The sequence below is a fragment of the Pseudoclavibacter sp. CFCC 14310 genome (assembly GCF_008831165.1).
Taxonomy (GTDB): domain Bacteria; phylum Actinomycetota; class Actinomycetes; order Actinomycetales; family Microbacteriaceae; genus Pseudoclavibacter_A.
The window spans coordinates 68,445-89,090 of the sequence record NZ_WBKC01000001.1; the positions used below are offsets into that span (position 1 = coordinate 68,445).

At 64.7% G+C, this 20,646-nt stretch carries 20 protein-coding genes; 10 read left to right on the forward strand and 10 right to left on the reverse strand.

The window, feature by feature from the left end:
* The first annotated feature begins 39 nt into the window (after positions 1 to 39).
* Positions 40 to 303 carry a mycoredoxin gene (locus F8O06_RS00260; protein WP_158030444.1) on the forward strand — a complete coding sequence of 88 codons (264 nt, stop codon included), beginning with the start codon at positions 40 to 42 and terminating at the stop codon, positions 301 to 303.
* 147 nt (positions 304 to 450) lie between these two features.
* Positions 451 to 861 carry a hypothetical protein gene (locus tag F8O06_RS00265; RefSeq protein ID WP_158036943.1) on the forward strand — a complete coding sequence of 137 codons (411 nt, stop codon included), beginning with the start codon at positions 451 to 453 and terminating at the stop codon, positions 859 to 861.
* 107 nt (positions 862 to 968) lie between these two features.
* Here the strand turns inward: F8O06_RS00265 and F8O06_RS00270 are convergent, their stop codons facing one another.
* Positions 969 to 2,420, reverse strand: a complete 1,452-nt coding sequence (locus F8O06_RS00270; protein WP_158036944.1) for a CCA tRNA nucleotidyltransferase — start codon at positions 2,418 to 2,420, stop codon at positions 969 to 971.
* Positions 2,421 to 2,505: 85 nt separating this feature from the next.
* Between F8O06_RS00270 and F8O06_RS00275 the strand changes: the two genes are divergently transcribed.
* The 6 genes from F8O06_RS00275 (at position 2,506) to F8O06_RS00300 (ending at position 10,490) form a co-directional block, all read left to right on the forward strand.
* Entirely contained in the window at positions 2,506 to 4,698 is a 2,193-nt protein-coding gene (locus F8O06_RS00275) for a DUF6049 family protein (protein WP_158036945.1), read from the forward strand.
* Complete coding sequence (gene murJ, locus F8O06_RS00280) at positions 4,695 to 6,353, forward strand: murein biosynthesis integral membrane protein MurJ (RefSeq protein WP_158036946.1); 1,659 nt, start codon at positions 4,695 to 4,697, stop codon at positions 6,351 to 6,353. The genes F8O06_RS00275 and murJ overlap by 4 nt, the downstream gene beginning before the upstream one ends.
* Before the next feature lie 171 nt (positions 6,354 to 6,524).
* Positions 6,525 to 7,502 carry a thioredoxin-disulfide reductase gene (gene trxB, locus F8O06_RS00285; RefSeq protein ID WP_412973459.1) on the forward strand — a complete coding sequence of 326 codons (978 nt, stop codon included), beginning with the start codon at positions 6,525 to 6,527 and terminating at the stop codon, positions 7,500 to 7,502.
* A 41-nt stretch (positions 7,503 to 7,543) separates the two neighbouring features.
* Positions 7,544 to 7,867 (forward strand): thioredoxin, encoded by a 324-nt coding sequence (trxA, locus tag F8O06_RS00290; RefSeq protein WP_158036948.1) that lies wholly within the window; start codon positions 7,544 to 7,546, stop codon positions 7,865 to 7,867.
* 159 nt (positions 7,868 to 8,026) lie between these two features.
* A complete protein-coding gene (locus F8O06_RS00295; RefSeq protein ID WP_158036949.1) occupies positions 8,027 to 9,382 on the forward strand; it encodes a PLP-dependent aminotransferase family protein in 1,356 nt (451 codons plus the stop codon).
* 94 nt (positions 9,383 to 9,476) lie between these two features.
* The gene (locus F8O06_RS00300; RefSeq protein WP_158036950.1) at positions 9,477 to 10,490 is read left to right on the forward strand and encodes a D-alanine--D-alanine ligase; all 1,014 of its coding nucleotides are present in this window, start codon (positions 9,477 to 9,479) and stop codon (positions 10,488 to 10,490) included.
* 69 nt (positions 10,491 to 10,559) lie between these two features.
* On the opposite strand, the gene F8O06_RS00305 is transcribed toward F8O06_RS00300, so the two are convergent.
* The 9 genes from F8O06_RS00305 to rpmH form a co-directional block, all read right to left on the reverse strand.
* On the reverse strand, positions 10,560 to 11,504 hold the full coding sequence (locus tag F8O06_RS00305; RefSeq protein WP_318655646.1) for a ParB/RepB/Spo0J family partition protein: 945 nt from the start codon (positions 11,502 to 11,504) through the stop codon (positions 10,560 to 10,562).
* 340 nt (positions 11,505 to 11,844) lie between these two features.
* Positions 11,845 to 12,732, reverse strand: a complete 888-nt coding sequence (locus tag F8O06_RS00310; protein ID WP_225733303.1) for a ParA family protein — start codon at positions 12,730 to 12,732, stop codon at positions 11,845 to 11,847.
* A 201-nt stretch (positions 12,733 to 12,933) separates the two neighbouring features.
* Complete coding sequence (locus F8O06_RS00315) at positions 12,934 to 13,119, reverse strand: hypothetical protein (RefSeq protein ID WP_158036953.1); 186 nt, start codon at positions 13,117 to 13,119, stop codon at positions 12,934 to 12,936.
* 48 nt (positions 13,120 to 13,167) lie between these two features.
* Complete coding sequence (rsmG, locus tag F8O06_RS00320; protein ID WP_158036954.1) at positions 13,168 to 13,833, reverse strand: 16S rRNA (guanine(527)-N(7))-methyltransferase RsmG; 666 nt, start codon at positions 13,831 to 13,833, stop codon at positions 13,168 to 13,170.
* Entirely contained in the window at positions 13,833 to 14,387 is a 555-nt protein-coding gene (locus F8O06_RS00325; protein WP_158036955.1) for a protein jag, read from the reverse strand. The genes rsmG and F8O06_RS00325 overlap by 1 nt, the downstream gene beginning before the upstream one ends.
* Positions 14,384 to 15,562, reverse strand: a complete 1,179-nt coding sequence (gene yidC / locus F8O06_RS00330) for a membrane protein insertase YidC (RefSeq protein WP_158036956.1) — start codon at positions 15,560 to 15,562, stop codon at positions 14,384 to 14,386. Before yidC ends, F8O06_RS00325 begins: the two co-directional genes overlap by 4 nt.
* A 74-nt stretch (positions 15,563 to 15,636) precedes the next feature.
* Positions 15,637 to 15,975, reverse strand: coding sequence for a membrane protein insertion efficiency factor YidD (gene yidD, locus F8O06_RS00335; RefSeq protein ID WP_158036957.1), 339 nt, complete (start codon positions 15,973 to 15,975; stop codon positions 15,637 to 15,639).
* Positions 15,972 to 16,322: a ribonuclease P protein component gene (gene rnpA / locus F8O06_RS00340; RefSeq protein ID WP_158036958.1), complete on the reverse strand. Its 351-nt coding sequence runs from the start codon at positions 16,320 to 16,322 to the stop codon at positions 15,972 to 15,974. Before rnpA ends, yidD begins: the two co-directional genes overlap by 4 nt.
* Before the next feature lie 5 nt (positions 16,323 to 16,327).
* Positions 16,328 to 16,465 carry a 50S ribosomal protein L34 gene (rpmH, locus tag F8O06_RS00345; protein WP_158030428.1) on the reverse strand — a complete coding sequence of 46 codons (138 nt, stop codon included), beginning with the start codon at positions 16,463 to 16,465 and terminating at the stop codon, positions 16,328 to 16,330.
* A gap of 347 nt (positions 16,466 to 16,812) precedes the next feature.
* On the opposite strand from rpmH, the gene dnaA reads away from it, so the two are divergent.
* Both dnaA and dnaN read left to right on the forward strand, forming a co-directional pair.
* The gene (dnaA, locus tag F8O06_RS00350) at positions 16,813 to 18,378 is read left to right on the forward strand and encodes a chromosomal replication initiator protein DnaA (RefSeq protein ID WP_225733365.1); all 1,566 of its coding nucleotides are present in this window, start codon (positions 16,813 to 16,815) and stop codon (positions 18,376 to 18,378) included.
* A 1,128-nt stretch (positions 18,379 to 19,506) separates the two neighbouring features.
* Entirely contained in the window at positions 19,507 to 20,646 is a 1,140-nt protein-coding gene (gene dnaN, locus F8O06_RS00355; RefSeq protein WP_158036960.1) for a DNA polymerase III subunit beta, read from the forward strand.

Genomic DNA, 20,646 nt, shown 5'->3' on the forward strand with positions numbered 1-20,646 from the left:
CCGCACCGCAGGCACCAGGAAAGTGACAGAATCGACGATATGACCAGCTATCAGCCCGAGCCCGGGCACGTCACGATGTTCACCACTCCCTGGTGCGGGTACTGCCGCAACCTCAAGGCGCAGATGCAGCGTGCCGAGGTGCCGTTCGAAGAGGTCGACATCGAGCAGCACCCCGACGCTGCCGAGATCGTCAGCAAAGTGAACGGCGGCGACCAGACCGTGCCGACGCTGCTCTTCGCAGACGGCAGCGCGGCGACGAACCCCTCGCTTGCGCTGGTGCGTGAGCGGCTGGGTGCCGCGTAGCGGTCTCGCTCTGCGGCGGATGCCGTGGTCGCGCCGCCTCGCGCGGTCAATTCGTGCTGCCCCAACGGGCGACGTAAGATCGTCAGTGGACCGCCTCGCCGACGTCGGTCCGTCTGAGCCACAAGATATTGACGCAAAGGAGCTCATATGGCCGCCAAGAAGGCTGACCTGTCCAGCATCGAACTTCCCGAGGAGTTCTCGGGCATCAGCGTGCAGAAGCTGCAGGATGTCAGCGACGCCCTGCAGAAGGCGGCCGACGCCGCGCTGCTCGCCGCCGAGACCGGCACCGAGCCCGCACAGTGGCGCCGCCTGTCGGTCTCGACGCTGACTTCGACGATCTCGCGCACCGCGATCGAGACGATCATGCGCGTGACGAACATCCACCCCGCCACACTGCGTGCGCAGCTGACCGCTGCCGCTGCGATCAACGCCGAGCAGATCGCACGCGGCGCCGAGCTCGACGCCGCCGAGATCAAGACGTCGGTCGCCGCCTCAGAAGAGGCCCTGCGCCTGCTCGAGGCCGCCATCCAGCACCTCACCGAGGTCATCGGCGACTGAGGCCCCGCTGCCACAGAAGAAGAGGCCCTGCTGCCGCTGCCCCACCGCGAGATACGGTGCGGCGACGACCGCAGGGCCTTTTCGTGTGCCCGAAACGGTTCTGTGGCTCAGCCCTGCTGCTCGGCCCACCAGGCCTGCAGTCGTTTCGTCGCCTCTTCGAGGCCCAGTGGCCCCTCGTCGAGGCGCAGGTCGAGCAGGAACTTGTAGGCCTTGCCCACGACAGGCCCCGGCTCGACCCCCAAGACGCTCATGATCTGCTGCCCGTCGAGCTCAGGGCGCACCGCCGCGAGCTCCTCCTGCTCGTTCAGGTATTCGATGCGCCACTCCAGCTCGTCGTAGGCGGCGCGCAGCCGAGCCGCCTTACGCTGGTTGCGCGTGGTCATGTCGGCTCGCGTCAGGCAGTGCAGACGCTGCAGCAGTGGGCCGGCGTCGCGCACATAGCGCCGCACTGCGGCATCCGACCATTCCTGCTCGCCGTAACCGAAGAAGCGCATATGCAGCTCGATGAGCCGAGCGACGGGCTTGATCACGTCTTTCTCGAAACGCAGCGCCTTAAGCCGCTTGGTCGCCAGACGGGCGCCCACCAGGTCGTGGTTGTGAAAGGTCACCACGCCGCCGGGTTCAAGACGACGCGTCGCCGGCTTGCCGATGTCGTGCAGCAGCGCTGCGATGCGCAGCACCAGATCCGGCTGATCGCCTTCGAGGTCCATGGCCTGCCTCAGCACGGTGAGCGAGTGCTCATAGACGTCTTTGTGGTGATGGTGTTCGTCGGTCTCGAGGCGCAGGGCGGGCAGCTCGGGCAGCACATGGTCGGCGACCCCGGTGTCGACCAGCAGACGCAGACCGCTGATGGGGTCGTCCGAGAGCATCAACTTGACCAGCTCGTCGCGCACGCGCTCGGCAGAGATCATCGTGATCGTGGCAGAGCGCTCGGCTGCGGCGTCATAGGCCTCAGGGTCGACGGTGAACCCCAGCTGAGCCACGAAGCGAGCCAGGCGCATGATGCGCAGCGGATCGTCTGCGAACGAGACCGCGGCTGGCCCGGGCGTGCGCAGCACGCCGGCGAGCAGGTCGCTCACGCCGCCGAAGGGGTCGACCACGGCTCGTGCGGGAAGTCGCACCGCGATCGCGTTGACGGTGAAGTCCCGCCGTTTCAGATCGTCTTCGAGGTTGTCGCCGAACTCCACCGTCGGTTTGCGTGTCTGGTGATCGTAGGAGTCAGCCCGATACGTGGTGACCTCGACCTGCTGACCGTCGATGCGCGCCCCCACCGTGCCGAAGGCCCGGCCGATGTCCCAGTGCGCCGTCGCAAGCGGCTTCAGCACCGCGAGCGCCTCATCCGGGCTCGCACTCGTGGTGAAGTCGAGATCGACCCCCTGATGACCGAGCAGCGCATCGCGCACAGAGCCGCCGACCAAAGAGAGCTCGAAGCCCGCCTTGTCGAAGGCGCGTCCGAGCTTCAGCAGCGTCGGAGAGTCGAGCACCCGATGCATCGCTCCCATCGCCTCGACGATGCTCTTCGGCTGCTGCTGCGACTCGGCCTGCTGGTTCTCGTTCATATCCTGACAATCTTCCCACAGCCTGCCCGGAATCGACCCGGAGCTCGCGCCGGTAGAGTAGAGACGCACAATTCGAAGGGTACTCATGCACGCAGAACGTCGCGGCCGCTCGGCTGGTCAGTCCTCTGCGCCCCTTCGGCCCGCACCGGCGGCAGCACCTGCCCGGCGGTTGGGGGCGATCGGCGGCATCCTGCTGTCAGGCGCCCTGCTCTTCACCGCGACGGCTCCGGCAGCGCATGCCACAGCCACCTCGCCAGCAGCGAGCGCCAAAGCAGACGTCACCACGGCATCCGCCGTCACGCCTGCTGGCCGTGACAAAGCCACGACCCAGCCCACTCGGGTCTCAGCCAGCGACGTGCAGCTGAGCATCGACAATCCCCCACGCGCGCTCGATGCGCACAGCCCCTTGAGCATTACGGCGACGGTGACCAACAACGGCGACGAACCGTTGGTGTCTGCGATGGTCGAGTTCTATCTGGGCAACCGACTGATGACCACCACCACGCAGGTGCGCGACTGGTATGACACCGCGAGCGCCACCGGGCCGAGCAACCGTGCGACGAAAGTCGGGGGTCGGCCCATGCAGACCATCGAGCCGGGCACCAGTGCGACCGTGACCTTCGACGCCGACGCCGATCGACTGCCCACCTGGCAGTTCGCCGACGACAAGGGGGTGCTCGGCTACGCGGTGCGCCTCACCTCGAACAGCAGCGACAGCGTCTGGCAGCAGAGCACGCTCGCCTGGAACGTCACCCAGAGTGACGTGCGGCCGCTCAACGTCATCGTTCCGATCACCGCGCCCGTGGCGGCTGACCGTTTCTACACGGCCGAACAGCTGGCCCAGCTCACCGGCGCCGACGGCGAGCTCACCACGCAGATCGACGCGCTCGACTCGTTGAACGTCCAGCTGGCCGTCGACCCCAAGATCCTCGCCAGCATCGCGCTGCTGGGCACGAGCGCGCCGGCGGATGCGCTGGCGTGGAAGCAGCGGCTCGATGCCTTCCCCGAGATCATGCCGCTCATCTGGAGCGACGCCGACGTGCAGGCGCTCTCTGCGGCAGGAGTGTCTCAGATCGGCGACGACCTGCTCGGCGGCGGCGTGGCAGGCAGCACCGACCAGCCGCTCGTGCTCGCACAGGCGCCTGGCGACCTCTCCTCCTCAGGGCTCAGCGTGGTCAGTGGCCAGCGGCCGCTCATCATCAGCACCGATCGACTGCAGGACAGCTCGGCCGATGTGAGCCTGCGCCGGCTGCAGGGCACGCCGGTGATCGGAGCCAACCACAACCTCATCGATGCGCTGCACGACAGCCTCGAGAGCGACGGCGCCCAACAGCAACGCGACCTCGACCGCATCACGGCGATGGCGACGACGCTCGGCCTGGCCACACAGGATTTCTCGACGGTCACCACCGTGCTGCCGCGCGGCTGGAGCCAGCAGGCCAAGCAGGCCGGCGACGCGCTCAGATCGGTCGCCGGCTCCGGTGTGCGTTTCCAGCCGGGGGTTCAGATCACCCCGCACCACGACGCACAGAACGGCGGCGACACCGGCGATCAGAGCGACGGGCACGACGCCCCGCAGACCGATCTCGACACCTCGTCGCAGACCGCCGAGCAGGACGACCTCAGCCCGCTGGGCGAGCTGGCTCAGGCCGCCTCGTCGGTCGATCGCCTCGCCTCCGTCTCGGCCGACCCTCAGAGCGTGCACAGCACGTTCCTGCAGCAGACCGCCTCGCTGTGCGGCGCGGGCTGGACCCGCAACGACACCTGGCGCCAGGCGGTCACCGCACAGGCTGCCGAGAGCGCCGCTCAGCTCGATGCCGTCGCAATCACCTCGACGACCAACCTGACCCTGGTCTCGGGCAGCTCGCAGATTCCCGTGGCCGTGCGCAACGACACCGGACAGCCGGTGACCGTCCAGGTGCACATCTCCCCCAGCACCGGCCGCGTCACGACGAAGTCTCCCGTGAGCCTCACCATCGACCCGCACAGCGCAGCCACCGCACAGGTGCCAGTGCGGGCGATCGCCAACGGCAGCGTCGTGCTGAACATCGGCATCACCAACGACCACGGCGACCCGATCGGCGAGACGGTATCGCGGCCGATGGACGTCCAGGCGCAGTGGGAGGGCATCGGTCTCGGCATCGTCGGCGCCGCCGTCACCCTGCTCTTCGGCTTCGGGCTCGTGCGCAGCCTGATTCGGCGCCGACATCGACTGTCGGCCGACGGCGAGCCGCCCGCCGAGCATCCCGACCACACGACGGAGACCCCGACCCGATGACCGCCAAACCCGCCTCTGTGGGGCGCAGCTCGCTCGTGCTCGCCCTCGGCACCGCCGTCTCACGACTGCTCGGCTTCGTGCGCACGTTCCTCATCGTGGCGGCACTCGGCGTCAGCACCACCGCGTCCAACGCCTTCATGACGGGCAATCAGATTCCGTCGCTGCTGTACCAGCTCACCGCAGGCGGCGTGCTCACCGCCGTGCTCGTGCCCCAGATCGTGCAGGCGACCCGCGGCGCGGACGGCGGCCGCGGCTATATCAACAAGATCATGACGCTGGTGCTCTCGGCGCTGCTCATGGTCACGCTGCTGCTCACGCTGCTCTCGCCCATGATCACCAAGGCGTTCACCGGAGGCTGGTCGGGAGACAACCTCGCCCTCGCCACCGCGTTCACATACTGGTGCATGCCTCAGGTCTTCTTCTACGGCCTCTATGCGCTGCTCAGCGGCATCTACAACGCCCGTCGGGTCTTCGGCCCGTACACCTGGGCTCCCGTGCTCAACAACGTCGTCTCGATCGCCGGCTTCCTCGTCTTCATCTGGCTCTTCAGCGCCGACCCCCAGGGCAACACCCCGGTCAGCGACTGGACGCCCGGCATGATCTCGACACTGGGACTCTCGGCGACGCTCGGCGTCGCGCTGCAGGCCGCGATCATGTTCGCCTGGTGGCGCAGAGCCGGTCTGAGCTTTCGGCCTGACTTTCAGTGGCGTCACACCGGGCTCAAGCCCACGTTCGTGGCCGCCGTGTGGATTCTGGGCATGGTCGCGCTCGACTGGCTGCACTCCTTCGTGAAGACCGTCGTGGCCAACTCGACCGAGCCGTATCGCACCCCCGGCGACACCACGCTGATGGGCCTCACCAGCTTCGAGACGGCCAGCCTGCTGCAGCTGGTGCCGCACGGCATCATCGCCGTGTCGATCGCCACCGTCTACTTCACGAGGTTCAGCGAGCACGCGGCGTCACACGATCACGTCGCCTTCACGCGCGATCTCTCGGCCAGCCTGCGCCACACCGGGGTGCTCACAGTGTTCGCCGCCGCCGCCATGACCGTCGTCGTCATGCCGATGGCCCGCATCTTCACCACCGGAGACTTCGCCCAGAACCAGGCCTTCGCCCGCGTGCTGCTCGTGCTGATGCCCTTCTTGATCGTGGTGAGCGCCAACCTCTTCGCCATCCGCGCCTTCTATGCCCTGGACGACACCAGAACTCCGTTCTTCGTCGCCCTGGTGCGCATGGCGCTGGTACTGCCCTGCTACTGGCTGACCACCCGCGGAGACCCGCATTCGGTGGTGTTCTTCGAGACCCTGGTCTCCGGCTGCGCCATCGCCTTCGACACCGTGGTGCTCTTCTGGCTGCTGCGCCGCCGTCTCGGCGGCATCGACGGCCGCCATGTCGTGCGCGTGCACGTGCGAATGCTGCTCGGCGCCGTGGTCTCGGCGGCGGTCGGCCTCGGGCTGATGGTGCTGCTCGGCGCATTCGCCCCCGGTGGCTTCGCCCTCGCCTCAAAGGTCACAGCGGTCGTGAGCTGCGTGCTGCTCGCGGTCGTCATGGGCGTCGTCTACATCGTCATGCTGCGTCTGCTTCGTGTGGATGAGCTGGGCACGCTGCTGCGTCCGGTCGGCAAGATCTTGGGTCGCCTTCGCAGCCGCGGATGACCTCACGGCGGGAATAGGCGTCTTCGATCCGAGGTTGACCTGAGATGTGGGTCGAGAGCCGGTCGACACAGCCGTAGGCTGGAGGTCGGCCTGCGATTCAGGCCCCGCAGCCGACGCTCAGCGTGCGGCCGCGGTCACATCACGAGAGCACAGGAGACATTCCACATGAGCGTGCATGACGTCGTCATCATCGGTTCCGGCCCCGCTGGCTGGACCGCAGCCATCTACACCGCCCGTGCCGGTCTGAAGCCTGTGGTGATCGCCAGTTCGGTCGAGACCGGCGGCGAGCTCATGAAGACCACTGCGGTCGAGAACTTCCCGGGCTTTCCCGACGGCGTGCAGGGGCCCGACCTCATGACCCAGATGCAGCAGCAGGCCGAGCGCTTCGGCACCGAAGTCGTCTACGACGACGTGACCGACGTCAAGCTGCTCGGTGACACGAAGGTGCTCACCACGAGCCTCGGAGACACCTACGAGGCCCGTTCTGTCATCATCTCGACCGGTTCGGCCTACCGCCGACTCGACCTGCCGAACGAAGACCGACTCTCTGGGCACGGCGTCTCGTGGTGCGCGACCTGCGACGGCTTCTTCTTCCGAGACAAGGTCATCGCCGTCGTCGGCGGTGGCGACTCGGCGCTCGAAGAGGCCACGTTCCTCACCCGTTTCGCGTCGAAGGTCTACCTGATTCACCGGCGCGACGAGCTGCGCGCATCGAAGATCATGCAGCAGCGCGCTCTGGCCAACGAGAAGATCGAGCCGATCTGGAACTCCCAGGTCGTCGCGATCGAAGGCGAGGATGAGCTGCGCTCGGTCGAGCTGCAGAACACCGTGACCGGCGAACGCAGCACGCTCGACATCGAAGGGCTCTTCATCGCGATCGGCAACGACCCGCGCACCGATCTCTTCGCCGACCAGGTCGACCTGACCACCGAGGGCACCATCGCCGTCGAAGGGCGCAGCTCGCGCACCAGTGTGCCCGGCGTCTTCGCGGCCGGCGACGTGCTCGACGCCACCTACCGCCAGGCGATCACCGCCGCCGGCTCGGGCTGTGTCGCGGCGATCGACTGCGAGCACTACCTCGCCGACCTGGACGACCAGGCCGATGAGGCGGGGGTGCCCCTGGCATCCGCCGAAACCGCAGCAGTCTGACCCGAGGCCTCAGACCAACACTGAACTCAAAAGGAGCTGACATGACCGTCATCAATGTGAACGAATCCAACTTCAAGCAGCAGGTGCTCGACGCCGACGTGCCCGTGCTCGTCGACTTCTGGGCGGAATGGTGCGGCCCGTGCCGTGCCATGGCGCCGGTGCTCGAAGAGTACGCGAACGACCACGAGGGCAAGATCGTGATCGCCAAACTGAACGTCGACGAGAACCCGAACCTCGCCGGCCAGTACCGCATCACGTCGATTCCCGCGCTCAAGCTGTTCTCGAAGGGCGAGGTCGCCACCGAGGTCATCGGCGCCCGCCCCAAGGCGCAGCTCGAGAAGGATCTCGCCGAACACGTGGCCTGAGCGAATCTCGCTGACCCCTCTCCCTGCTCCCCGCCGCGCGGGTCTCCACCCCTCGGAGACTCACGCGGCGGGGAGTTCTGTATCATCGCCACCCGTTCGGAATGTGCGACACGCGCGCCATGCGGGTGCTCTGTGACCTGCGCGACACATGAGGAGGTTATGCTGGTGCAATCTGGAGGTACAACGGTGTCCGATAATGCAATTCCGTCCACGAACTCGTCGCAGAGCTCAATTCGTCTCGACCCTTGGCTCGATCAGTATGCAGAGCGAGCCTCCGGGCTCAGTGCCTCCGAAGTCCGCGCCCTGTTCGCCGTCGCCTCACGCCCTGAGGTGGTATCGCTCGCCGGTGGCATGCCCTTCGTCTCGGCGCTGCCGCAGGAGTACCTCGGCGACGCCGCTCGCATCGCGACCACCACGCGTCGCGGCGAGGCCCTGCAGTACGGCTCAGGGCAGGGCATTCCGCACTTTCGCGAGCAGATCTGCGACATCATGAGCCTGGAGGGCATCCACGCTCACCCCGACGACGTGGTCGTGACCACCGGCTCGCAGCATGCGGTCGACCTCATGTCGCGCATCTTCCTCGACCCCGGCGACGTCGTCATCGCCGAAGGCCCCAGCTATGTCGGCTCGCTCGGCATCTTCCGCTCGTATCAGGCCGAGACCGTGCACGTGCCGATCGACGACGACGGCCTGCAGCCTCAGGCGCTGCGTGAGACGATCGCGCGGCTGGAAAAGGCCGGCAGGCGCATCAAGTTCCTGTACACGATTCCCAACTTCCACAACCCTGCGGGTGTGACGCTGACGATGGAGCGTCGACGCGAGGTGCTCGACATCTGCCATCAGCACGGCATCCTCGTGCTCGAAGACAACCCGTACGGGCTCCTCTGGTTCGATCGTGTGCCCCCTGAGGCCATCCGCTCGCTCGACAGCGACGGCGTCGTGTATCTGGGGTCGTTCTCGAAGATCTTCGCCCCGGGCTTTCGCCTGGGATATGTGCTCGCACCCCATGCGGTGCGCGAAAAGCTCGTGCTCGCCAACGAATCCGCAGTGCTCTCGCCGACGACCTTCGGCCAGGTCATGGTCTCTGAGTACCTCGAGCACAACGACTGGCGCGGGCAGATCGACACCTTCCGCGGCCTGTACCGCGATCGGCGTGATGCGATGATCTCGGCTCTGGACGAGTTTCTGCCGACCCTCGACAAGACGCATCCCAACGGCGGCTTCTACATCTGGCTGTCACTGCCTGAAGGCTTCGACTCCAAAGAGATGCTGCCGCTCGCCGTACACGAGCTCGTCGCCTACACCCCGGGCACGGCCTTCTATGCCGACGGCACCGGCCAGGACAAAATCCGGCTGTCGTTCTGCTACCCGACACCGGCAGAGATTCGCACCGGCATCGAACGACTCAGCCGTGTGGTGCACCGTGAGCAGGATCTGCTCGCCACCTTCGGCACGTCCCGCCCTCGCACCGACGCGCAGCACGGAGTGAGCACTCCCTCGCCAGACACCGTCTGAGTACAGGACATACCCACCCGGACGCGAGCCGAGAGCACGGACCGACCATCGCATCCCACGATGCGATCGTGATGAGACTGAGAGAGGCAGACCGATGACCGCAGAGAACGTCAGCAGCGAGAACGCCACCGCGAGTGACGTCAGTGAGAGCGAGGCCGAGGCGCTGAATGTTCTGGTGCTCGCCGGCGGAATCTCTCACGAGCGCGAGGTCTCAGTGCGCGGCGGCAACCGCGTGGCCGAGGCCATTCGCCGTGCCGGCGCGCAGACCCGCGTGCTCGAGCCGAACGCTCGCCTGCTCGATGAGATCACCGCGGCGGCACCCGACGTGATCTGGTCGGTGCTGCACGGTGCAAGCGGCGAGGATGGCGCGCTGCGTGACGTGCTTCGGCTGACCGGAATTCCGTATGTGGGCAGCGGTCCGGCAGGGGCACGTCTGGCGTGGGACAAGCCCACTGCCAAAGAGATCGCCCGTCGTGCCGGCGTGCAGACGCCGGAGTGCGCCGTGTTTCCGCGCGAGACGTTCAGCGAGCTCGACGCGCACAGCGTGCTCACGGCCGTGGCCGATCGCTTCGGGTATCCCCTGGTGCTGAAGCCGGTCAAGGGCGGTTCGGCACAGGGCGTCTCAGTCGTCGAGCACGCCGACGAGCTGCCTCGCGCACTGGTCGACGCGTACAGCTACTCAGACGGGCTGCTCGTCGAACGCCATATCAGCGGCACTGAGGTCGCCGTCAGCATCATCGACACCGGTGACGGCCCAGAGGCCCTGCCCATCGTTGAGATCAGCCCGTTGAAAGGCCGATACACCTACGAGGCGCGCTACACCGCCGGTGACACCGATTTCTATGTGCCCGCACGGCTCACCGAAGAGGTCGCCGACCGGGTGGCCGCCGACGCCGTCACCGTGCACACCGCACTCGGGCTCGCCGACTTCAGCCGCATCGATCTGATCGTCGACGCCGAGGGCACGCCCTGGTTCATCGACGCCAACGTCACACCTGGGGCGACTGAGACCTCGCTGGCACCGCTCGCGATTCGTGGCGCGGGTCGCACTGAGGGCGAGGTCTATCTCGACATCGCTCGCGCTGCCATCTCGCGCGCACAAGCCTGAGCTGGCGAGCCGAGCGTCGCGAGATGTTTCACGTGAAACATCTCGCGAGACGCGGTGGTCATCTCTCGATCAGTGCTCGCCGAAGCCCTTCACCCCGAGCGCGCCCACGATGCGGTTCAGATCTCCCACCGTCGCGAAGTCGATGACGATCTGCCCCTTCTTCTTCGACAGAGAGACACGCACGCGCGTGTCCAGCTGGTCTTCGAGACGCTCCGCGACTTCGTGCAGCTGATCCTGGATTCCACCGGCACGTGCCTTGGCTTTGGCCTGACGTCGTGGCGTGCGCTCACCCAGCTGCTCGGTCTCACGCACGCTCAGCCCCTCGTGAATGACCTTGTCTGCCACCTTGTCGATGTCATGAGTCTCGGCCAGAGACAGCAGCGCACGGGCATGGCCTGCCGAGAGCACTCCCGCAGCGACCTTCGACTGCACGCCCGTCGGCAGCTTCAGCAGGCGCAGGGTGTTGCTCACCTGAGGGCGTGACCGCCCGATGCGCTGGGCAAGCTGCTCCTGTGTGATGCCGAAGTCCTGCATCAGCTGCTGGTAGGCGCTCGCCTCTTCGAGTGGATTCAGATTCGAACGATGCAGGTTCTCGAGCAGAGCGTCGCGCAGCATGTCTTCGTCGGCAGTCTCGCGCACGATGGCTGGAATCGCCTCGAGACCGGCTGCCTTTGAAGCGCGCAGCCGGCGCTCACCCATGATGAGTTCGTACCCGCCTTCTTCACGACGGCGAACCACGATCGGCTGCAGCACCCCGAACTCGCGGACGGAGTGCACCAGCTCATCGAGCGCCTCTTCGTCGAACTCCTTGCGAGGCTGCACCGGGTTCGGCACCACGTCGTGAGGCGAGACTTCAATCAGGGTCAGGCCGGGCACCGCAGCAAGATCTGTCTCTGCCGGTGTCTGCTCCACCGTGTCGACGGATACGCCCTCTGCCGCAGCCGCCTCGTCTGCGGCACGCAGCACTGCCGATGCGGCTGTGTTTCGCTCCTGCTCGACGACTTCGATGCGCACATCTGCCTCGCTGACCTCGACAGCGTCGGGTGCAGGCACAGTCTTCGCCGTCTTCTGGCGGCGACTCTTCTTCGAGGCATTCGCGCTGTCAGAACCGCCTGCAGCAGTCGGATCAGCGCGCTCACGACGACTGCTGCCGCGACGAGACGCCTCGAAACCGCGTTCTGCAGCCTCTGCGGCCTCGACGTCGGAGTGCGCCTGCCCTCCTGCGGGTGCGCCGTCGAAGAAGACATCGACTGGGCGCTTGCGAGCGTCAGAAGCCGTCTCAGGCCGACCGCCACGACGCTGCTCCGTGTGTGTGGGGATCAGCGAGCTGATGCCGCGACCGAGACCACCTTTTCTACCGGCCATGATGCTCCTCTCGCTGGCTGAGCTCTGCAGCCGCTTCGATGTATGAGATCGCTCCCTTTGACCCCGGATCATACGCGATGACGCTCTGCCCATAGCTGGGTGCCTCGGCGATGCGAACCGTACGCGGAATCACCGCTTGCAGCGTCTCTTCGGTGAAGTGTGATCGCACCTCGTCGGCGACCTCTTCAGAGAGCCGTGTGCGGGCGTCGTACATCGTGAGCAGAATCGCACTGAGGCACAGATCCGGATTCAACTGGTCGTTGATCAGCAGAATGTTCTTCAGCAGCTGGCTCAGCCCTTCGAGCGCGTAGTACTCGCACTGAATCGGAATGAGCACTTCGTGCGCCGCCACGAACGCATTCACCGTGAGCAGCCCGAGACTAGGCGGGCAGTCGATGAAGATGAAGTCGAAGTGCGTCTCACGGTCTTGGCTCAGGCCGTCGATGGCCTGCCACAGTCGATACTCGCGCGACGGCAGTGACACCAGCTCGATCTCGGCGCCGGCCAGGTCGATGCTCGACGGCGCACAGTACAGCTGATCGTTCTCTGCGCTGGGAACGATCACCTCGCCGAGCCTGGCATCGCCGATCAGAACGTCGTAGATGCCCACGCCGCCCTCACGGATGTTCACGCCCAGCGCGCTTGAGGCGTTGCCTTGAGGGTCCAGGTCGATCACCAGCACGCGCATACCGTTCAGTGCCAGAGCGGCAGCCAGGTTGACGGTCGTCGTCGTCTTGCCGACTCCGCCCTTCTGGTTCGTCACACTGAAGACGCGCGTACGACTGGGCTTTCTGAAGTCGAGTTCGGCCACGGCCTTGCGGCGTCTCGACAGACTGGCCAGTTCTTTGGCCAGCGGTGTCGAGTCATCGAATTCCACGCGTGTTTCACCCTCGCTCGAGATCTAGATCATGCCCGATGCAGATGCCCACCGGGTCATCATTGGACGTGTTCAGTTTAGTGCCCGGTGCCGACATTGACACGACGTCGGTGTTTCACGTGAAACACCCTCACCGACGACGTATCGAGAAAACCGTGCGCCCCGAGCGACGTTTCACGTGAAACATCACTCGGGAGGCGGTCACGACTCTTCGTGCACGCCGGGCGCAGGCATGCCCTCGGCGTCTTCGAGATCGGGAGTCTCGCCGACCGGGTACTCCCGAGGCCAGCCCAATCCGCGGGCGCCGTCTGGCGAGCCGACCGGGGACCCGAGCCCTTTCGCCACATCAGCCGGGATCTCTGGGAGCTGCGTGCTCTCGTCACTCATCACATTCTCCATCCGGGTTCGTGACCGCGCTCACGATGCGACCGCGCTCTATTCGTCTTCAATGGTCGGCAGCGTCGCGCAGACCACCGTGGTCGGCTCGCTCAGGTAGTCGGCGCCGAGATGTTCGACATGGACGTCCTGCAATGCGAACTTGCGAATCGGCTTGCTCGCCGCTTCGATCTCGGCCGCAGCGGAGCGGCCTTTCATCAGCACCAGCGAACCGCCTGGCCGCAGCAGCGGAGCCGTCCAGCCGATCAGCGTCTTCAGCGCGCTGACCGCTCGAGCCGTCACCACGTCGACCATGACCTCGTCGGTGACCTCCTGCGAACGCGCGCGAATCACCCGTACGTTCGTCAGCCCCAGCCGTGCACTCTCGTCTTCGAGCCATGTGCAGCGCCGCTCCATGGGATCGATCAGGGTGAACTCGGCGTCTGGGCGGATGATCGCCAGCACCAAGCCCGGCAGTCCCGCTCCGCTGCCGACGTCGGCGACACGGGCACCCTCGGGAATGCGCTCTTCGACTGCTGCGCAGTTCAGCAGATGCCGACTCCACAGCCGACCGTACTCGCGCGGCCCCAGCAGACCGAGACGTTCGCCCTGCTCATAGAGATCGTTGGCGAGCTGCACGAGCTGCACACGCGCGACGGGAAAGCGTTCTGCGACGACGTCGGGCTCGTCTTCGAGCTCGCCGATCTGCTGCTGATCGCTCGACATCAGTTCGATGCCTCGTCTGCCGACGACCCCTGCCCGTCTGACTCGTGCTCAGAGGTCGCCTCATCGCCACCGAGTGTCAGCACGACATGGCGACGACGACCCTCACCCTCTGAATCGCTCTCGAGGCCCTCGGCCCGCGCGAAGTCGTGCACAAGCTTTCGCTCGTACGAAGACATGCCGGGCAGCGCCACACGATCGTCACCCGACTGCAGCCGCTCGGCTGCATCCTGGACGAGCTCTTCGAGTTCGTGCTCACGCTGCTCTCGCGAGCCCTGCACGTCGAGCACCAGGCGACTGAACTCACCCGTCTTCTGCTGCACCGCGAGACGCGTCAGCTCCTGCAGCGCCGACACCACGCGTGGCGACGCCAGCGTCGAAAGGTTGGAGTCTTCGTCGTCGGAGTTCACCCCGATGTATGCCCGCCCGCTGCGCACCTCGATGTCGATGTCACCGTCGAAATCGGCGATGTCGAGAAACTCCTCGATGTAGTCAGCCGCGATATCGCCCTCGATCTCGAGTGCGCTGCGCGTCTCGCTGCTCTGCTCGTCGCTCATCGCTTGCCCTTTCTCTTGCTCCGGCTCGACTTCGAGCCTTTGCCCTTGCCCTGGCCAGCGTTCTGCTGGCTCCGGTCACCCTGTTGGCTCGTGTTCTCGCCCGGCTGAGCGCCCTGCGGGCTGCTCTGCTTCGAGCCTGATGCGGATGCCGAAGCTGCGCCCGAATGGTCGCTTTCGGTCGACTTCGCACCGGCCGCGCCGTCGCGCTGCTGATCGGTCAGCTGCCCGCCCTGCTTCTTGGCGCGGCTCTTGCCCACCGGCTGCTGGCGCTGCCCCTGCCCACGCCCTTCATGCTTGGCGAGCTCTTCGCGCTGACGATCGGTCAGCTTGCCTTTGGCCTCAAGACGGCTCTGTCGAGCGAAGTACGCGACGCTGCCCGGCGTTGGCATGCTGCGAATCACAATGGCCTGCTGCACCATGGTCCAGAGGTTCGAGGTGAACCAGTAGATCAGCAGACCGATCGGAAAGGCCACACCTGAGAAGATCATCAGGAACGGCATGCCGTACATGAGCATCTTCTGCTGCCGGAACATCGGAGACGCCTTCGTCTCTTCTGAGATGTTCTTGCCCATGATCTGAATACTCGTGTACAGCTGCGACGAGACCATGAAGATCACCAGCACGACGGCGAGCAGCACGACCTGCCACTGAATCGGATCGGCGTTGATCGAGTTCATCAGCGTGGTCGACAGCTGTGCGCCGAAGATCGAGCCATGCTGAAAGTCATTGGCCAGGTCGCCGTTCAGCACGCCGATGCCGCTGTGCCCCTGCGCGGCCTCATGCAGAACGGTGTACAGACCGAAGAACACCGGCATCTGCACCAGCATCGGCAGACAGCCGGCCATCGGGTTCGTGCCGGCGTCTTTGTACAGAGCCATCTGCTCCTGCGCCATGGCCTGGCGTGACAGCTGGTCTTTCTTGCCTTTGTACTTCTGCTGCAGAGCGCGCACCTTCGGGGCGAGCTCCATCGATGCACGGGAGGACTTGATCTGCTTGACGAAGAGCGGGATCATCGCCGCACGCACGATGAGCACAAGACCGATGATCGAGAGCGTCCACGCCCAGCCCGAAGAGGCTCCCAAGCCGAAGATGTTGACCCAGACCCAATGCCAGCTCACGAGCACGAGCTCGATGAGCCACTTGATGGGCCACAGGATGCTACCGATGAGATCCACGTGTTCTTCTTTCGTCTGAAGCGGTCAGCTGGTCTTTAGTGATGTCGGGCACTCAGTGCCACGGCTCAGTGCGGTCACCGCCGATGGTGAAGGCCATCGTCATGCGCGTGATGCGTGTGCTGGGGCTCATGACGACCTGACGGCACGGGATCGACGCCTCCCGCGGAGAACGGCTGACAGCGCAGCAGCCGCCACACCGTGAGCCCCGTGCCGATCACGAACCCTCGACGTTCGAAGGCTTCGAGGGCGTAGGCCGAGCAGGTCGGATAGTAGCGGCAGACGTCTCCATAGAGCGGAGAGATGAATCGGCGGTAGCCACGCAGCACCAAGACGGCAAGACGACGCGGCAGCATCCAGACGAAGACCCCGACCTCGCACAGCAGTGTGGAACAGGGAACAGGACTGACCGTCATGACGCCCTCTTCGTTTCGGTACGACCGATCACGGAATCGCGAACCTCGTTACGCAGTTCGCCATAAGTGGCCCGCGCCGCATTGGGCTTCGCTCGTACGACGATCAGCCATCCTCTGGGAGCCGTCTCGAGCAGTTCGTGAGCGATCTCACGGAGTCTGCGTTTCACGAGATTGCGTTGGACGGCATTGCCGACCGCCCGGCTGGTGACAAACCCGATTCTCGTGGTCGTGTCGTCGTCGGTGGCCAGCAGGTGCACCAACAGGTGCCTGGTGCCACGACGACGACCGCGACGACTCACTTTGGAGAAATCAGCGGATGTTCTCAGTCGATGCGGTCGGTCGAGCATGCGTATTACGCAGCGAGCTCTGTGCGCCCCTTGCGACGACGTGCCGACAGGATCGAGCGGCCGGCGCGGGTGCTCATACGAGCGCGGAAGCCGTGCTTCTTGGCGCGACGACGGTTGTTGGGCTGAAACGTTCTCTTGCTCATGATCTCTCCGAAAGATGGTAAAAGGGCATGCCGATATACTCGGGCAACTAGCGGTTAAACCTACCGATCAACCCGGTACAGGTCAAGCCGACAAACATGACAATCCACAATCATGCACACAGAACGAGCCGAACCCGGCTCTGACACGCCGAAATCCGCGCACGAAGATTTGCGAAGAGCATCCGAGCGCGCTAGCGTATCCGGAGCGGCTCAATAGGAGTGGCTTTCCACAGTTATACACATGTGGTTAATCCTGTGCATAACCCTGTGGAATCGTGACAAAGGGCCGGGAGTGCATCATGCCGCAGATCGATGCGACAGCAGACCCGGAGGGCTTCTGGCAGCAGATGGCCGACGCCCTGCAGTCCGACCCTGACATCACCGGACAGCTCTCCGGCTTCATCGGGCTGATCCATCCCAAAGGCGCCATCGGCGACACCATTCTTCTCGAAGTGCCAGACGAACTCGCCCGAGAGATGATCGAACATCGGGCGCGCAACGCCATGATGCGTGCGCTCACCACAGTTCAGCCCGATGGCCCCGCCATCACCAGCTTCGCCGTGGTCGTCAACTCGTCGCTGCGTGAGATGGTCAGCAAGCAGACGCCGCAGAAGCCCTCGACCCGGCAGCCGAGTCTGCATGCGCTCGACATCGATCCGCATGCTCCCGCCCCGTCGTCGACGACGGACGCCGCTGCTGCGCCCCAGCCCGGAGCTGCGGCCGCGAGCGTCACCGGCCTCATCACGGCCGACATGCCTGGGGCGGAGGCGAGCGGCACATCCGCCACACAGCCCTCGGCGACCACGTCGCCGGCAGCGCCGATTCGACCGAGCGTGCCCACCGTGCAGGCGACCGCACCGAAGCCCACGGCCGGCGGCAACGGGAACCGACTCAACCCGAAGTACACCTTCGACAGCTTCGTGATCGGCGCGTCGAACCGCTTCGCGCACGCTGCTGCCTTCGCCGTCGCCGAGACCCCGGCCAAGGCGTACAACCCACTCTTCATCTATGGCGAGTCCGGACTGGGCAAGACCCATCTGCTGCATGCGATCGGCCACTACGCGATCAGCCTGTTTCCCGACATCCGAGTGCTCTATGTGAGCTCTGAAGAGTTCACCAACGACTTCATCAACTCGATTCAGCGCAACGAGGCGGCCGAGTTCCAGTCGCGCTATCGCGACATCGACGTGCTGCTCATCGACGACATCCAGTTTCTGCAGGGAAAGGACTCCACTCAGGAGGCCTTCTTCCACACCTTCAACAATCTGCACGATCACAACAAGCAGTTGGTGATCACCAGCGATCTGCCGCCCAAACAGCTGACCGGCTTTCAGGAGCGCATGACCTCGAGATTCGAGTGGGGCCTCACAACCGATGTGCAGGCGCCCGATCTCGAGACGCGCATCGCGATTCTGCGCCGCAAGGCCGAGAGCGAACAGATGGAAGTGCCCGGAGACATCCTGGAGCTGATCGCCAGCAAGGTGTCTTCGAACATCCGCGAGCTCGAGGGCACGCTGCTGCGAGTGATCGCCTATGCGAGCATCGAGCAGAAGCCGATCGACTTTCCCCTGGCGCAGACGGCGCTGAAAGACATGATCACGCTGGCAGACGACAACTTGGTCGACCCCGACACGATCATTCAGACCACGGCGACCTATTTCTCATTGAGCGTCAACGACATCGTCGGCACCTCACGCTCACAGCAGATCGCGCTGGCTCGCCAGATCGCGATGTACATCTGCCGTGAGCTCACCAGCCTCTCACTGCCCAAGATCGGGCAGATCTTCGGCAATCGCGATCACACGACCGTGATGTACGCCAACAACAAGATCTCGCGCCTGATGCAGGAGAAGCGCAACATCTATACCCAGGTCACCGACATCTCGACCGCTGTGAAGCAGGCGCACCGCTAGATCGCCGGCTGTGCCCGGCTGACGGTTCGCTCTCCCCTTCTCAGGGCCATCCCTTCCTTCTCAGGGTCATTCAGGGTCATCCCTTCAGCGTCAGAGGATGCGGCCGCCGTCGACCCACAGCGTGCGTGTGCCCTTGCCAGCCTGGACGCACATCTCCTCTGGTGCGCCCTCGCTCCAGAGCGACGATCCACGCCTCTCCTATACACACTCCTGCGCACCTGCATGCCCCCACTGCGCACGGTTCGAGCCGCAGGAGGGCACATTTCGCCGGCCCGGACAGTCTCTCAATCGCACTCTGGACAAGGCCGCGAAGGTGAACGACAGGTTTCTGGCGGATGATCGAGTTATCCACAATCCACAGGTCAATTCCACAAGTTACACCGGTGTAGTTCTGGGCGGCCGCAACTATCCACGGGTTTGTCCACACCCTGTGGATAACTAGAGAAAACAGCAAATGCGCGACTTTATCCACATATCTCTCCACAGATCTGTGGATAACTGGGTGAAACTGGGGAGAAATCGCCGGTTTTTGTGTACAGACGCCGCTTCTGGCAAAACCCGGGCTCTTTTCTCCACAGCGCTCTCCACAAGCTGTGCACAAACTACATCGATGTCGTTCCCACGTTTTCTGTGGCCGACAGCAGGTCATGCACGGAATCCACAAGCGTTGTTAACCTTGCAGAGTTACATCTTTCAACAGCGAACTCTCTACGAACCTTCTCTTCCCCACTCGGCAGGCCTGGGAAAGATATGCTCATGAAGAGCGAGCGTCGTGGCCGACGCAGCGCTGCTCCAGCACATTGCAGAAGAGCAGCTCTGCTGCACGTCTGTTTCAGCCTCGCTTGCTGATTCTCAATAAGAGACGCGTGCTCTGCTCTGATGTTCGTTGTCTCAGCGGCTCTGAGCAGACGGGAACACCTCGAGCCGCACGCTGACACACCAGAATTGTGTCGACGCAGAATTGTGCGAAGATGGTGGGTGCGCTCACGCGCATACCAGTACCTCTGTGCCTGTGATCGGCGACACGCCGCGCACCAGGCCGAACCGTCGATCGTCTCAGTGACGAGACGTCGCGCGGGTGCAGCGGTATGCGCTGGCCAAGACAGCAGTTCCGACAGAGAGGCATCCGTGAAACTCCAGATCAATCGTGACCTGCTCGCAGAGGCTGTCTCTTTCGCGGTGAAGCTGCTGCCTCAGCGCACGACCCTGCCGATCCTCGGTGGCATTCTTCTCGAAGCACAGGGCGGCGATCTGCATCTGGCCACCTTCGACTACGAGGTCTCATCGCAGACTGCTGTGGCGGCAGACATCGAGACAGAGGGCAGCGTGCTGGTCAGCGGACGCCTGCTCGCCGACATCTCGTCGAAGCTTCCCGGCGACGACGTCACCCTCTCGCTCGAAGACGGAAAACTGCTCGTCGTCAGCGGCGCAGCACGCTTTGAGCTCTACACCATGCCGCTCGAGGAGTACCCGAGCCTGCCGCAGATCGATCAGTGGGTCGGCACGGTCGACGCCGAGAAGTTCGCCGACGCGATCGCCCAGGTGGCCGTCGCCGCATCACGAGACGACGTCACGCCGGTCATCACCGGCGTGCAGATCGAGATCGACGAGAGCGAACTCACGTTCCTGGCCACCGACCGCTACCGCGTCGCCGTGCGCGGCATCGAGTGGAACAACGACGAACAGGCTGAGGGCAACGCTCTGGTTCCTGCGCGCACACTGAACGAGGTCGCCAAGACCTTCGCCCATCAGGGCAGCGTCAAAGTCGCTCTGATCAAGAACGACGATCGCGAGATCATCGCGTTCAGCGCGAACCGACGCACCGTCACGTCGCTGCTGATCAAAGGCAACTACCCGCCCGTTCGCCGGCTGTTCCCCGAGACCGTCGAGAACTACGCCGTGGTCAACACCGCCGAGCTGATCGAGGCCGTGCGCCGCGTCTCGCTGGTGCTCGATCGCGAGAGCCCGCTGCGCTTCACCTTCAACCTCGACGGCGTCACGCTCGATGCGGCAGGCAACGACCAGGCGCAGGCTCGAGAGCGTGTCGAGGCGTTTCTCACCGGTGACGAGGTCGTCATCTCGATGAAGCCGCAGTTTCTGATCGACGGGCTGAACTCCACTCGCTGCGAGTTCGCCAAGATGGCCTTCACAAAGACGGACAACCCGCACAAGCCCGGTCCCGTGCTGATCACGGGCCAGACCAGCAAAGACGGCGAGCAGCCGGGTGCGTTCAAGTACCTGCTGCAGCCGAACCTGCTGCTGCGCTAG